This window comes from Streptomyces sp. NBC_01210 (genome assembly GCF_036010325.1).
GTDB lineage: Bacteria > Actinomycetota > Actinomycetes > Streptomycetales > Streptomycetaceae > Streptomyces.
The window spans coordinates 2,949,868-2,964,577 of sequence record NZ_CP108549.1; the positions used below are offsets into that span (position 1 = coordinate 2,949,868).

At 69.6% G+C, this 14,710-nt stretch carries 12 protein-coding genes; 2 read left to right on the top strand and 10 right to left on the bottom strand.

Annotated features, from left to right (window positions below; all coding sequences use genetic code 11):
* Positions 1-80 precede the first annotated feature (80 nt).
* Together OG735_RS13380 and OG735_RS13385 are read right to left on the bottom strand one after the other, a co-directional pair.
* Positions 81-1,856: a cation:proton antiporter gene (locus OG735_RS13380; protein ID WP_327323394.1), complete on the bottom strand. Its 1,776-nt coding sequence runs from the start codon at positions 1,854-1,856 to the stop codon at positions 81-83.
* Between the two features lie 49 nt (positions 1,857-1,905).
* The gene (locus tag OG735_RS13385) at positions 1,906-2,859 is read right to left on the bottom strand and encodes a DUF389 domain-containing protein (protein ID WP_327323395.1); all 954 of its coding nucleotides are present in this window, start codon (positions 2,857-2,859) and stop codon (positions 1,906-1,908) included.
* Between the two features lie 354 nt (positions 2,860-3,213).
* Between OG735_RS13385 and OG735_RS13390 the strand changes: the two genes are divergently transcribed.
* On the top strand, positions 3,214-5,034 hold the full coding sequence (locus OG735_RS13390) for a glycoside hydrolase family 15 protein (RefSeq protein WP_327323397.1): 1,821 nt from the start codon (positions 3,214-3,216) through the stop codon (positions 5,032-5,034).
* A gap of 248 nt (positions 5,035-5,282) precedes the next feature.
* On the opposite strand, the gene OG735_RS13395 is transcribed toward OG735_RS13390, so the two are convergent.
* From OG735_RS13395 to OG735_RS13425, 7 genes are all read right to left on the bottom strand, one after another.
* Positions 5,283-6,245: a 2-hydroxyacid dehydrogenase gene (locus OG735_RS13395; protein WP_327323398.1), complete on the bottom strand. Its 963-nt coding sequence runs from the start codon at positions 6,243-6,245 to the stop codon at positions 5,283-5,285.
* Between the two features lie 227 nt (positions 6,246-6,472).
* Positions 6,473-7,516, bottom strand: coding sequence for a cytochrome d ubiquinol oxidase subunit II (locus OG735_RS13400; protein ID WP_327323399.1), 1,044 nt, complete (start codon positions 7,514-7,516; stop codon positions 6,473-6,475).
* Complete coding sequence (locus OG735_RS13405; protein WP_327323400.1) at positions 7,513-8,997, bottom strand: cytochrome ubiquinol oxidase subunit I; 1,485 nt, start codon at positions 8,995-8,997, stop codon at positions 7,513-7,515. Before OG735_RS13405 ends, OG735_RS13400 begins: the two co-directional genes overlap by 4 nt.
* Positions 8,998-9,092: 95 nt before the next feature.
* Positions 9,093-10,493: an NAD(P)/FAD-dependent oxidoreductase gene (locus OG735_RS13410; protein WP_327323401.1), complete on the bottom strand. Its 1,401-nt coding sequence runs from the start codon at positions 10,491-10,493 to the stop codon at positions 9,093-9,095.
* Positions 10,494-10,499: 6 nt separating this feature from the next.
* Positions 10,500-11,297, bottom strand: coding sequence for an SDR family oxidoreductase (locus tag OG735_RS13415; RefSeq protein ID WP_442812601.1), 798 nt, complete (start codon positions 11,295-11,297; stop codon positions 10,500-10,502).
* Positions 11,298-11,534: 237 nt separating this feature from the next.
* Positions 11,535-12,143 (bottom strand): hypothetical protein, encoded by a 609-nt coding sequence (locus tag OG735_RS13420; protein WP_327323402.1) that lies wholly within the window; start codon positions 12,141-12,143, stop codon positions 11,535-11,537.
* A gap of 135 nt (positions 12,144-12,278) precedes the next feature.
* On the bottom strand, positions 12,279-12,767 hold the full coding sequence (locus tag OG735_RS13425; protein WP_327323403.1) for an ATP-binding protein: 489 nt from the start codon (positions 12,765-12,767) through the stop codon (positions 12,279-12,281).
* Positions 12,768-12,878: 111 nt separating this feature from the next.
* Here OG735_RS13425 and OG735_RS13430 point away from each other — a divergent pair, with 111 nt between their 5' ends.
* Entirely contained in the window at positions 12,879-13,559 is a 681-nt protein-coding gene (locus OG735_RS13430) for a TetR/AcrR family transcriptional regulator (RefSeq protein WP_327323404.1), read from the top strand.
* A gap of 271 nt (positions 13,560-13,830) precedes the next feature.
* On the opposite strand, the gene OG735_RS13435 is transcribed toward OG735_RS13430, so the two are convergent.
* The gene (locus tag OG735_RS13435; RefSeq protein ID WP_327323405.1) at positions 13,831-14,667 is read right to left on the bottom strand and encodes a hypothetical protein; all 837 of its coding nucleotides are present in this window, start codon (positions 14,665-14,667) and stop codon (positions 13,831-13,833) included.
* Between the last annotated feature and the right edge of the window lie 43 nt (positions 14,668-14,710).

Below are 14,710 nucleotides of genomic sequence, written 5' to 3' on the forward strand. Positions count from 1 at the left end.
TTCATCGCCGGTCGGGAGTGGCTGACCGTCCACCAGCTGCCGTCCTACGCGCCCGGCCTCGACCCCGTCGAAGTGCCGGCCTACTCCGGCGGACGCGCGGCACCACGCCTGCCCGGGGCCAGCAGGACGACCGTGTCCCCCGGCCCAGGCAGCGGTGTGCCGGCTTCCGTGACCGGATCGAGGCGACCGTCCGGGCGTACCAGGAACAGCGGGTCGCAACCGGGCGGCAGGGCACCGCCGGCGGGCTGCGTCAGGACGGCCGCCCCGTCCTCGTATCTGCGGGAGATGGTCGGCCAGGTCAGATCCGCGCCGAACAGGGCCTCGCCACCGATGAACGGCGCCACCACGCCGCGGCTCTCGGGCGGTGCACCAAGGTGGTGGACCGCCCCCGCCACGCTGCCACGCAGAATCGCTGCCGCCAGTGCGTTGAAGTCGTCCTCGGCGGTGAGGAAGAACACCGCCGTGATGCCCTCCAGCTGTGGGCCCTCGCCCGTGACGGCGGCCAGTAGTTCACCGGGCGCAATCTCGATCCCGGCCTGCCTGATGCGTTCGCGCTGCTGCTCCTGCCCTGCCCACATCAAGACCTCCAGCCCCGCCGACTTCAGAGCGACACCAAGGTCGACCACCCACCGGTCACCGCCGACCAGCAGCGGACGCGAGCGGGAGGGGCGCACGACGCCCAGGCGCCGGGCCACGGGTGAGGCGGTCAGACCGTAGAGCGTCACGGTCGCGACGATGACCACGAACGTGGCGGGAAGGATCTTCGACGCACCGCCGATCCCCTTGGCCACGAGGCCGGCCGAGAACGTCGACGCGGTAGCGGCCGCGACGATGCCGCGCGGCGCCATCCAGCCGATGAAGCCCCTCTCGCCGCGTGTCAGGTCCGTGCCGAGGGTGGACACAGCCGCGACCAGCGGTCTGACGGCCACCACCAGAAAGGCGGCGAACCCGAGCGCAAGCAGGCCCACATGGCGCAGCGACTGTGGGGTGACGGTGGCCGAGATGGAGATGAAGAGCAGGCCGATGATCAGGCTGACCAGGGTCTCGAAGAACGGCCGGCGCGCCGGGACGTCGATGCCGGGGAGGTTGGCGATAGCCAGGCCCATCATCACGGCGGCGATGAGACCCGTGTCCTCGCGCAGGACGTCGCAGAGCGCCGCCACGCCGATCACCGCGGCGAGCTGCGCCGTGGTGCCGAGCACCTCGCCGAGCCGCAGCACCCGGAACAGCCCCCACAGCAGAGCCGCCCCCACCACTCCACCGGCCGCTCCGATGCCCACGCTGGCCAGAAAGCTCGCGGCCCCGCTGCTGAAGTGCTTCGTGCTCGCCGTGACCGCATGGAAGACCAGTGCTCCCAGAATGCCTCCGACCGGGTCGATGAGGGAGCCTTCCCAGACAAGGATGTGCTGGAGCCGGTCCTTGGGTCGCACGAAGCTGAGCAGCGGTCCGACGACCGTCGGCCCCGAGACCACGAGGATCGCGCCGATCATGACGGCCGCCCGCTGGGACATGCCCAGCAACGGCGCGGCGAGGAGCGCTCCGAGCAGCCAGGTGATCAGGACCCCGATCCAGATCAGCCTGACAACGACGCGGCGGGTGTGCCCTCTCAACCTCGCCAGGTCCAGCCCGAGGCCCGCGTCGTAGAGGATCACGGCGACGGCCAGCGACACCAGCGGTGAGAACGCAGCCCCCAGCAGCCGCTCGGGGTCGACGTCCTCGATCAGGGCGCCGGCGGCGAAGCCGACAGGCAGCAGGACGATGAGGGCGGGGATGCGCAGGCGGCTCGCCAGGATCTGCGATCCGACTGCGAGGACCAGGGTCAGGCTCACTCCGATGAGCACCTGGTTCGTCGTCACGGGTGGCCCTTTCGGTAGGGCTGTACCGCTCCCGGACGGGACGGCGGCTTCATCTGCCGGCGGAGCGCCCGCTGCGCCGGCTGATGTACCGCCAGACAGCCCGCTGGAATCTGAGCATCAGCACGCCCACCACAATCAGCAGCACGATGTTGAGCAGGAGTTGGACCAGGGATCCGCGCGCCTCGCTCCAGCTGGAGAACGCGCAGGAGACGCCGATGTCGGCGGCGGCGGGGATGGTGGTGACCGAGATGAAGACGCCGAGCAGCGCACTCGTCCGGGCCTGGGTCAGCGACACGATCCCGACGATGCCGGCCAGGACCGCGACGACTACCGAGAAGAAGTTGGGGGCGTCGATCAGTGTGGAGACCGGCCTGATGCCCAGGTCGAACGCCTTGGGCTGGAGGTCGAGGCCCCGGATCGCCCACGAGAACAGGAACGTCAGCAGGACGGCAAGCGAGAATCCTGCGGTCAGGGCGAAGAGGCCCTGCCGGATCCTGATGCGATTGCCACGGTCGATGCCCAGCGCGACGCTGGTGATGGCGCCGTACTCCGGTCCGACGACCATCGCCGCGACGATCAGGATCTGGGAGTTGGTGATGATTCCCACCGCCCCGATGACACCCGCGATGACCAGGTAGACGTAGAAGCTCGGCAGATAGGTGCCCTCGGCGCGAATGCGCGCTTCGACCTCCTCCCAGACGGGCGCGTGGGCGAGCGCCCCGAGCTGCTGCTGCTCCGCCTCGGCCGCGGCGCCTGAGAAGGCCATCTCCACCGGCTCGATGACGATGGATCCGCGGCGGTCGAGTTCCAGCTCGCGCAGACCGCGCAGCACGGCGTTGGCCGCACCCGCCAGGATGTCGCACTCGACCGCGTCGCCGTCGGGGTTCTGCGCCAGTCCGGGAAGGACGACCAGGTTGAAGACATAGCGGTCACCGGTGAGCAGCCCGACCGCCCGAGGGGTGAGATCAACCGGGCTCACCAGGCGGACATGAATCATCTCCATCCACAGCCTCCGTCGCTCGGCTGACGGCCGAACGGGAGCGCCGCAGTGCCCGTACGCCGGGGTCGGGGCCCACTTCTACTTGTCGACCACAGTCAGTAACCCCCACCGTGAAGGTGGACAGCAAGCCGAGGGTGGCGCTCAGCTCCGGCGGCCGAGGTGGCTGCGGTCCCCCGACGCGGCGCCGGCCAGGGCACGCCTGCCGCCGGTCGCCGTTGCACCAAACGGGTGTCGGCCCGCGGGCCGTCGTCGTTGGTGGCCCATGGGCAGGCGGTCCTCGAATGCGTCGACATGGCAGGGACGAGAGGGGTGCCGGATAGTGGACGCAGGGGGACATGCCGAGACTTCGGAGCAGCAATGGACCGCTACCCTCCCATCGCCGAGCACGGCCTGGTGGGCGATCTGCAGACCGCCGCGCTCGTCTCGTCGCAGGGCGTCATCGACTGGTTCGCCGCTCCCAGGTTCGATTCGCCGAGCATCTTCGCCGCCTTGCTCGACCACGACGGCGGCGGATATATGCGGCTGGCCCCAGAGCACTCCGACGGGACCTGCAAGCAGCTCTACTACCCCGATACCGCCATCCTGGTAACCCGGTTCATGTCACCGGACGGGGTGGGCGAGGTCATCGACTTCATGCCCCCGGACCGGACCCGCACCGCCACCGACCGGCACACCCTGGTCCGCGTGGTCCGTGCCGTGCGGGGGACGGTCGACTTCACACTCGAGTGCCGGCCTCGCTTCGACTACGGCCGGGCCGAGCACGAGCTCGAGCTCGGCGAGAACGGCGCCCTGTTCCGGGCACCGGGCATCGACGGGCACCTGCAGTCCACCTTCCCGCTGGAGCGGGACGGCCAGGACGTGCGCGGAAAGGTGACGCTGAAATCCGGCGAGTCCGGCGGCGCCGTGTTCACCGTCTGCGCGTCCGGCGGCAAGGCGCCCGCACCCCCCACGGTAGCCGGGCTCAACGAACAGCTCGAGGAAGTCGGCCAGTTCTGGCAGCACTGGCTGCGCCAGTCCCACTACCGGGGCCGGTGGCCCGAGCTGGTGCACCGCTCGGCCATCACCCTCAAGCTCCTCACCTACGCCCCCACCGGCGCCCTGATCGCGGCGGCCACCATGGGTCTGCCCGAGCAGGTCGGCGGAGAGCGCAACTGGGACTACCGGTTCACCTGGGTACGCGACGGCTCGCTGTCCGTGCGGGCCATGCTGGACCTCGGCTTCGTCGAGGAGGCCACCGCCTTCGTCCACTGGCTGGTGGACAGGCTGCGTGAGCGCGAGGGCAAGGAGGAAGAGCCGCTCCAGACGATGTACCGGATCGACGGCAATCCCGACCTGCCGGAGGAGACACTCGATCACTTCGAGGGCTACCGCGGCTCCTTCCCCGTCCGCATCGGCAACGGCGCCGCCGACCAGCTCCAGCTGGACATCTACGGCGAGGCCCTCTACGCGCTGTCCCAGGGGCGCGAGATCGCCCAGCAGGCCAGCTTCGAGGGATGGCAGACACTCACCAGGACGCTGGACTGGTTCGCCGACGCCTGGGACCGGCCGGACGAGGGCATCTGGGAGACCCGCGGCGGCCGCCAGGACTTCACCTACAGCCGGGTGATGTCGTGGGTTGCCTTCGACCAAGGGCTGCGCCTGGCCGATTACTTCCGCATGCCCGCCGACGTGGAGCGGTGGCGCAGTGCGAGGGACGCCGTATTCGATCAAGTCATGGAACGCGGCTGGAGCGAGAAGGAGCGTGCCTTCGTCCAGCATTACGGCGGCGACGTCCTGGACGCCTCGCTGCTGCTCATGCCCAGGGTCGAGTTCATCGCTCCCCGGGCCACGGCCTGGCTCTCCACGCTTGACGCGATGGACCGCAAGCTCGTCTCCGACAGCCTTGTCTACCGCTACGACCCAGCGGCATCGCCGGACGGGCTGCGCGGCTCGGAGGGCACCTTCAGTCTGTGCACCTTCCTCTACGTCGACGCGCTGGCCCGGGCGGGGCGGCTGTCCCAGGCCCGTTACACCTTCGAGAAAATGCAGACCTACGCCAACCACGTCGGGCTCTTCGCCGAGGAGATCGGTCCGAGCGGGGAGCAACTGGGCAACTTCCCCCAGGCGTTCACCCATCTGTCCCTGATCATGGCCGCCACCACCCTCGACAAGGCGCTCGACGCGGAGGACGGGCGCTGACCCATTGTCACGCATGCCCGTCCGGCAGGACCGCCACGGCCGACCGCGGCCGCGTGCCACGTGGTGTACCGGCGCCTGGTCCCGCGCGCCGCCCGGGCCAGGGGTGACCGGGGTGCTCTGGACGCACTCACTCCTGCCCGGGCGCCGGGCGCAACCCGCGAGGTGCGGACCGGCCGGACGGTCACGCCGGCCGCGCCGGCGGAGACGTTGCCCGGTCCGGGCAATCCGGAGCGCGCGAGGCATCCAGGTCAGGGCTTGCGGGGCAGCACAATGTTCTCCAGCGGCTCCCCGGCCAGGTAGCGCAGCAGCTGGGTGCGGATCAGCCGCATCGCCCGGGGCAGAAAAGCCGAGCTGTTGCCTCCGACATGAGGGCTGATCAGCGTGTTGGGCGCGTGCCAGAGCGGATGCCCGGCCGGGAGCGGCTCGGGGTCGGTGACGTCGAGGGCCGCGCTGAGCCGGCCCGTCCTGAGCTCGGCGAGCAGCGCGTCGGTGTCCACCACCGCACCCCTGGAGACGTTCACCAGCAGAGCGCCGTCCTGCATGAGGGCGAGGAAGCCCGCGTCGACCAGGCCACGGGTGTCCTGGGTGAGTGGGACGGTGAGCATCACGATGTCGGCGCGGGGCAGGAGTTCGGGCAGATCGATGAGGGCGTGGACGGCCCCGTGCGCAGTGGTGCGGGCGGTCCGGGCGACTCGCAGGACCTTGCACTCGAAGGGGGTGAGCCGGTCCTCGACGGCAGCGGCGATGGAGCCGTAGCCCACGAGCAGGACGGTGCGGTCGGCCAGCGCCGGGCGGAAGCCGGTCCGCCACTCCTCGGCGTCCTGGGCACGGACGAAGTCGGGGATGCCGCGGAGCGACGCGAGGGCGAGTGACACGCCCAGCTCGGCGGTGCTGGCGTCGTGAACCTTCCTGGCGTTGCAGAGCACGGCACCGCTGGGAACGTACTTCACGAGGTCGTCGACGCCGGCGGAAAGGGACTGGACGACTCGCAGCCGCGGCAGGCGCGGGAGCACCGCTACGGCAGCATCCGCAAAGGCGTAGGGGATGACGAAGAACTCCACCGCCGCCAGGCTCTCGACGCCGGGCGGACCGCCGGTACCGTCCCACACCGCGACGGGCAGACCCTCGGGCAGGCCGCCGACCCGCGAAGCCGGGTACGGGAGCAGGAACCGGGCGGCGCTCGCATCGGCGGGACGCTCCATGGGGCTCATGGGCCGAATCTAGCGTTTGACCAGCGGGTTCCCCTGCTCTCGTCGTCTGACTCCACCTAAAGTACGGCCGAGAGGGTGTTCAGGTCTGTCGTCACACACGGGTCTGGAGCCTGCCGGGGCTCGTTCGGGTCACGTACTGCCGACTGGAGCCGTACAAGCGCCACATCGCCGCACGGCTGCGCCGACGGGGATGTCGCACGTCCGCTGCGCGAACCGGCGGAGCGGCGCTACAGGTTGTCCCCGGGTGTTCTGGCGGCCTGGGTGTCGGTGTCGGTGAGCGGCTCCAGCTCACCCATTGTGTCGAGCCGGTAGAGCAGCACCAGCGCCGGGCCGACCAGCACGATCGCGATGACCGTGACGATCGCCAGCCAGCGCAGGGTGTGAGCGGCGCCGGCCGCCTGGGCCACCGTCAGCGAGGTGGGCAGCACGTAGGGCCGCTGTGCGCAGCCCCAGGCGCCGACGGTCAGGGCGACGCTCGCCACCGAGGTGTAGCGGGTCCAGCCGTAGGACCGACGTACCAGAAGCAGCACCGTGACCAGACCGCAGACTGCTGCCAGGACGATCAGCAGCAGGCCCAGGCCTGCGGTGAGGCCCTCCCAGACGTACCGGGCATCGTCGTGGGTGACAGGCAGTGCGATGAGCGCGAGGATGACGATTGCTGCGAAAGCGAGCAGCGCCCGCAGACGGAAGTAGTCGACGAGGTCTTCCGCGCCGAACCGTCGGGCGTCGGAGCAGAGGAACACCGCCCCGAGAAACGCGGTGGCGGCAATGGCCAGCAGACCCGTGAGGACTGAGGTCGCGTTGGCCCAGGCGTCCGCGGAGGCAGTGGTCCCGACCACGATCCGACCGGCAGCAATGCCGCCGAGCACTGCCCCGAGGAAGAACGGCGTGAGCAGCGACGAGATGGCGAACGCCGCGCCGTAGAGCCGTCGTTGGGCCAGTCGGCGGGAGGGCTTGCGCAGGGCGAATCCGGCGCCGCGGAGCACCAGGCCGACGGCCGCGAGGGCGAGCGGCAGCCACATTGCCTCGAAGACGGCCTGGAACATCGTCGGAAAGCCGGTCCACATGACAACGAAGACGAAGATCAACCAGACGTTGTTGGTCTCCCAGACCGGCGCCATGGCGTGGTCGATGAGCCAGCGGGGCCGCTGGCCCCTCTCCGCCCCTCCGGCCAGGAGGTCCCAGAAGCCCGCGCCGTAGTCGGTGCCCCCGGCGCAGGCGTAGGCGGCGATCGCGAGCACCATGACCCAGGCGATGAGATCGGCCATCATGACGCACCGCCGGGGGTGCGGCCGGACCCGCCACCGGGCGGGGCCCCGGTGGCTGTGGGTTCGGGCTCGCTTCTGGGCCCGTAGGGAGTGTCGGTCTCAGGGGGCAGTGCGGCGCGCGCGGCGGCCGAGCCCTCGTCGGCGATGCGCCACCGGGTTCGCATCTTCAGAACGATCGCGAGGAACGCGCCGAAAACGGCCACGTACACAACGATCACGATGCCGAGCATCGCCCACAGCGATCCGGCGCGGGTGGCGGTCACCGCCTCCGAGACCCTCATGTGGTTGTAGACGATCCAGGGCTGGCGGCCGACCTCGGTGGTGATCCAGCCGCACTCCACGGTGACCAGGCAGGCGACTCCTGCGATTGCGGCGCAGCGGAAGAACCAGCGGCTGCGCGGGAGGTCCCGGTGTCGCAGCCAGGACCACGCGTACCAGAGCGCGAGCAGGATCAGCAGGCTGCCGATGGTGGCCATGATGTCGAACGCCCAGTGGACGATGTTGGCCTGGACGGTCGTAGGGCGGTCGGCGGCCGGCACGGAGGTCAGCCCGGTCACCTGCGTGCTGGGCTTGAAGCCGGCGAGGATGGAGTCCAGTTGGGGGATCTTGAGTCCGCCGGAGATCGTCCCGTCGCCATTCAACCGCCCGAACATGTACTCGGGTACGTGGGTGTCGGTCTTCCAGACGATCTCCATGGTGGCGAACTTGATCGGCTGCTTGTGGAAGACGGCACGAGCGGCCGAGTCACCGAGCATGAACTGGACCGGTGTGAGGATTGCGGCAACGGTGAATGGCAGCGTGAAGCCCAGTCGGTGGTATCGGTCGCGGCGCCCGCGCAGCCAGCCGACCGCGTACACGCCGGCGACCACGTAGCCGGCGGTCAGGAACATCGCGACCACGAAGTGCCAGTACTCCGGTCCGAACATCGGCGTGAAGACCGCCTGGCGCACGTTGACGTCGACGGGATTGCCCTGGGCGTCGAGGCGGAACCCCTGCGGAGTGTTCATCCAGGAGTTGGCCGCGATGATGCCGAACGCCCCCATCAGGGCGGCCAGCGGCAGCGGTACGGCCAGCCAGAAGTGCGTCCAGGGCTTGAGCCGACGCCAGCCGTAGAGGTAGATCGCGATCAGGACGGCCTCCAGGAAGAACGCCCATGCCTCAACGCCGAACCCGAGGCCGAAGACGTCGCCCCAGCGGCCCATCATGCCGGGCCACAGCAGTCCGAGCTCGAAGGACAGCACAGTGCCGGTGACGACGCCGATGGCGAACTGGACAGCCATCACCGCCGACCAGCGCCGCGCGAGCTGAAGGGCGACCGCGTCGTTGCGGCGCAGCGCCCGGTGGTGCATCAGCACCGTGATGAACGGCAGCGCCACGCCGAACGGGACCAGCAGGATGTGCGAGGCCAGGGTGAAGGCCATCAGCTCCCGAGCCGGCAGGAGTTGGGGCGGGGTGTCCGCCAGAAGGGCCGCTGTGCTGAGCATGTGCGCCTCGATGGTCTGCCCCGCGGGGCGCGGGGGGTGAGGAACGACAGGGTGCGAAGGGGTGGCGGCCGGGACGTGTCGGCCGGGCGCCGTGGTCAGGGAGGCGGCGGGGGCGCCTTCTGCCCGGTCGCCCGGGCGGCCGGCGCGTCGGCATCGGCATCGGCATCGGCGTCGGCGTCGGCGTCGGCGTCGGCGTCGGCGTCGGCGTCGGCGTCGGACAAGGTGAAGGCGCGCTCGCGCCGCGAGCTGGTGGCGAAGGCGACGGACCAGCTGAGCACCGCTCCCAGCCTGCTGCGGAATCCGGTGAGGAAGGCCAGGTGGATGAAGAGCCAGGCGAGCCAGCCGATCGCTCCCGACAGGTGCAGCGGGCCGGCCTTGACGACGGCCCGGCCGCGGGAGATGTAGGCGGCGCTGCCGAGGTCCAGGTACTTGAAGGGCTTCTGCTGCTTCGTCCTGCCCTCCACCGAGTGGCGCACGACCCGGCCGGCGTATGCGCCCGACTGCATGGCGACCTCGGCCAGGCCCGGCAGCTTGTTCAGGCTCATCACGTCGCCCGTGACGCGGATCTCCGGATGGCCGGGGACGGTGAGGTCGGGTTCGACGACGATGCGTCCGGCCCGGTCCTGGGTGGCGCCGGTTGCCCGGGCCAGCGCGGCGGCGAAGGGCGGCGCCTCGACCCCGGCCGTCCACAGCACGGAGCGTGCCGCGAACCGGGTGGTCGCACCGTCCTGGTCTTGTACCGTCAGGCCGCGCGCGTCGACGTCAGTGACCTTCGTGCCCAGGTGGAGCTCCACACCGAGGCTCTGCAGGGTTCGGGCCGCGCGATCGGCCAGTGGGCGGCCGAACGCGCCCAGCACCTCGTCGGAGCCCTCGAAGAGCAGCACCCGGGCCTGGGCGGAGTCGATCGTCTGGAACTCCCGGTCGAGCGTGTGGCCGGCGATCTCCCGGATCTGTCCGGCGAGTTCGACGCCGGTCGGCCCGCCGCCGACGAGCGCAAAGGTGAGCCACTGCTGCCGTTCCCGGGCGTCTGCGGCCGTTTCGGCCATCTCGAACGCCTGGTAGACCCGTCGGCGGATGTCCAGCGCGTCGTTCAGGGTCTTCATGCCGGGGGCGTGCGCGGCGAACTCGTCGTGCCCGAAGTAGGACTGGCGCATGCCGACTCCGACGATCAGATCGTCGTAGGGCAGCTCGAGAGCTCCGCCGTCCGGTCGCCGGGCGTGGACCAGCCGGGCTTCGACATCCACGTCGATGGCTTCAGCGAGCAGGCAGCTCACGTTGTGGTGTCGTCGCAGGACCGCGCGGAGCGGTTGCGCGATCTGGCCCTCGGACAGGATTCCGGAGGCGCACTGGTAGAGCAGTGGCTGGAAGAGGTGGTGGGCACGGCGGTCGACCACGGTCACGGCGACCGGTGACCGACGTAGGGCGCGGGCGGCGAACAACCCGGCGAACCCTCCGCCGAGGATCACCACCCGGCGGGGCGTGACGTGATCCTGCATCGGAGATCAGCCTCCGGTGGCGAAGCCGGGAAAGAGCGTCATTCCGCCGTCGACGTAGAGCGTGCTGCCGACGACGTAATCGAGCAGGTCGGACGCCATGGCCACGACGGCGTTGGCGATGTCGTCCGGATCGCCCACACGGCGGTACGGAATGAGGCGCAGCAGATCGGCCTCGGCCTCGGGGGTGGACCAGGCGTCGCGGTTGATCGGTGTGCGGATGGCGCCGGGTGCGATCGCGTTGACCCTGATCCGCTGGGGGGCCAACTCCTGGGCGAGGGTCTGCATCAGCATGCCCACACCGCCCTTGGAGGACGCGTAGTTCACGTGCCCCGACCACGGGATGATCTGGTGCACCGAGCTCATGCAGATGATCTTCCCGGCCGACCGGGACACCTCCGCCACCACACCGCGCCGCACGAACTCCTTGGCGGCCTCGCGCGCGCAGAGGAACTGGCCGGTCAGGTTGACGTCGATGACCTTCTGCCACTGGGCGAGCGTCATGTCCAGCACGGCCGCGTCCCGCTGAAGGCCCGCGTTGGCCACCATGATGTCGATGGTGCCGAACTCCTCGACCATCCGCGCCACCATGGCGACCACCTGGCCCTCGTCGGCCTCGTGGGCGTAGGCGCGGACCCCGAAGTCCTTGATCTGCCCCACGACCTTCTCGGCCTCGTCCCCACCGACGACGTAGTTCACCACGACGTCCGCGCCGGCCCGGCCCAAGGCAATGGCGGTCGCCATGCCGATACCCGAGTTGGCACCGGTGACCAGAGCCTTCTGGCCCCTGAGGAGCTGCGCGGACACCGTCCCGCGGTTCTCGTCGGCGCTTCCCGCCACCACGATCTCTCCTTCGGCGTTCTGGACAGCACGCACACCGAGAACGGGCGACGCGCATGAGGAAGGCCGGGAGCCGGCCGGCCGCCAGGACAGACACAGGAGCCGTCGCATGCCCGGCGCCCCGACCAAAGCACCCTGCGCCGCGGGTGGGACAGACCGGCGCGCCACGTGGACGTATTAGGCCGGGCATGTCACACGGCCGGGCTACACGCGTGCTGCGAGCTGCCCCCGAACCGTGCCCCGGCAGGACGCTGACCACCCGCTCGCGGACGGCGACGTGACGGGAGGCTGACCGCCGCCATGGGGAAGGGCGGCTGGGGAGTCCCGATGCTCCGTCAGTGGGGCGATAAGTGGCCGCCCATGGCGAGCTTGTCGTGCCCCCTCACCGTACGGCTTGCTGCACGCTGCCGGATGGCGTGCGTGAACCGGGTAGGCCATCGCCTGACCGAGACCAGTGGCCGTCGAGGCCACCCCGCCGTGCTCGTAGCGGGCGTACGTCCGTATCGCACCGCTCTGCAGATCCCACTGCGCGAAGGGCTGGTGCTCCCCGCCCCCGCCCACCACGACCCGCCCGTCGACGACCGCGGCACCGATCGTGAGGATGTCGCTGAACTCGTACTCGTCCTCCGGACGCCACGGCATGTCCAACCGATGCCCGGCCCATTCGTCCCGCAGTGGATCCCAACTGAAGACGTCACCGCCGAAGTCGGTGCAGACAAGGAGCGGGCGTCCGCCGACGACGACAATGTCGAAATCCAGGATCGGCGAATCGGAAGGGATTCTGCCGGCCGGCATGCGTAAGGATGTGGACATGCCAAGTTCCTAGTGTGATGCGCCGGAAATCCTGACCGCAACACCGACGGCCCGCCGGCGGAATCGAGCGGTGACGTTCCCCTATGGGAATTCGGTGCTGCGACGAAGCGGCTCGAACGCGCGAGGGCGCCTCACTCAGTGCCACCTTCCACCGAGGGAATCCGGCGCTTCCGGAAGTTCGAACCAGACTTCCTTGCCCCAGGGTGTGGGGTCGGCGCCCCATTTGCTCGCCATCAGGTCAACCAAATGCAGGCCGCGGCCGAATTCGTCGGTCGTCTGCGCCGAACGGAGCTGCGGCAGTTCCCGGCTGCCGTCGCGGACCTGGCAACAGATGACCTCGCGGCGTACCACGGTGAGGCGGACGGGACCGTACGCGTGCAGCAGCGCATTGCCGACCAGTTCGCTGACCAGGAGTTCGGCCGTGTCCGCAAGATGGTCCAGGCCCCAGTCGGACAGGGTGCTGCACACCGCTCTGCGTGCCTGACCACAGGTGTCCGGAGCCCGCGGAAGCCGCCAGGGGCCGGCGACGGTCAGCTCCCGGTCGGGGGCGAAGCCCAGGGACGGGGCAGGGACGGGGCGCGTTGCGGCGGTCGCGGCGGGCTGTACGAGGTGCGTGTGGTGCATGAAAGCCTCCACAAGGCCCTCGCCGGTTCTCCAGTCAGGGAGTCGATCACAACCGCATTTACTCTGGAGTAAAACCGTAATCCGGGTTTACCCGGAAGTAAAGTGGTGGACATGGCTGATCACCCGCCCGAGGCCGGCCCCGCGCCACAGCGTCCAGCCGGCCGTCGCCGCCCCCCTGCGGCACGCCCGACCGACGACGACATGTTGGACGCGGCCTCCGCGGTCTTCAGCGAGGCCGGATTCCACGCGGCGACAATGGACGTCGTCGCCGCGCGTGCGAGATCCACGAAACCCACGCTGTACGCACACTTCGGCAGCAAGGAGGACCTGTTCGGCAAATGCGCCGACCTGGCAGCCGACACCTTGGCAAGCGCGCTCTTCGAGGCCTACGCAGCAGCGGCCGATCTCCCGCTCGAACAGCAGGTTCGAGCGGGCGTGGCCTCGTTCTTCCATTATGCGGACGTCCATCCGGCGAGATTCCGGCTGCTCTTCGGCGCGCACGCGACGGGGTCGGCGGTCGAGGCCAGACAACGGCTGATGTCGGCCGCCACCCAGGAGATCACGCGCCGGATCCGGTACTTCACCAAGCGCCACGGCCGTGGCACCTGGGGGACGAGTGCGGAGCTCTGCGCCTCCTTCGTCGTCGGCACGGTCGTCGAGGGCGCGCGGTACACGCTGGTCGCCGAGTCGCTGGATCCGGCATCGGCCGCCGAGTTCACGACCCAGTTCGCCGTGGCGGCGCTCAGACACATCGACCCCCACCTCGCCGACGCGATCGACGCACGCGATTGACCAAAGCGCGTCGGGGAGACGGCCCGGGACGGCGCTGCCACCCCGTGTTGGTTGCGTCGACCAAACTATGTGGTGTGTACGGCCCGGTGCCGGTCAGCTCAGGTCCGCGCCCGCCACCCAGCCGTGGCGAGGTTGAGCCGACTCCGGACGCCGACCGGGACGTTGAGTACGGAGCGGTCGGCAACGACGCTGATATCTCAGTGATTTGGGACCGCACCGACTCGGTGTGTTCTCGGCCCGCGGCCGCTCACCTTGTTTCCCCTTTGACGGGTCATGGGCGCTCGAAGAACTGGAACACGCCTCCGACGGAGAAGCACAGTGCTCCCGTGAGCGTTCCCCAGTTGGCGATGTCGACGTTCACAACGCTTCCGGTCGCGGGACGCGTGAAGGCAGCCAGTGCCGAACCGAGGAAGAGAACGGATCCGAGCTGATTGATCGCGACGATCCACCAGCCCAGGTCTCGGAGCCGGACGCCTGGCCGGCCATGGCAGACCTCGACCAGTGCGAGGTGCCCCGAGGCCAGGAACAGGATGCAACCGACCATGTCGGGGGCCCAGATCAGCCTGTTCACCTGCTGGACCGAGAGCCCCTGCAGCAAAGAATTCAGCAGGTTGATACCGAACACGAGCGTTCCCACGAACAGCAGGAAGGTACTGAGCCAGTCGATCCGATCGGGCTCGTAACTCCACCATCTCCAGCTCCGTGCGGCCAGCGCACCAGCCCCGCTGTCCCGGCGAGGAGCGTTGATCACCTGGAGCAGTGAGGCGTAGCCGCCGGTGTTGAAGAACAGGCCGCCGGCAAAGTAGATCCAGGCGCCCGTCACGTCGTCCGAGCCGAACTGAGCGCCCCCTGCCCCGAGAGCAAAAAGGGCACCACCGACTGTGAACGCACCCGCGGCAATGGCATTTAGCCTACGCAGACGGCCAACCGACACGCTGTCTGCTCTTCGGGAACGGGGCTCCAGCTCGCCCGCGGCCTGCACGGTGAGCAGGCCACGCTTGCGTGCCAGGCGCGACTCCCAGACCGCAGTGCCCCCATCCATGAGGCGCCAGGTCAGCCGAGTTGTGAACGGCCCCGCGCCCTCCGCGCGCTCCTCAGTTTGGCTCACCTGCCGACCTTAGCCCTATGGTGCGGAAAATCCCTTTTGCGGT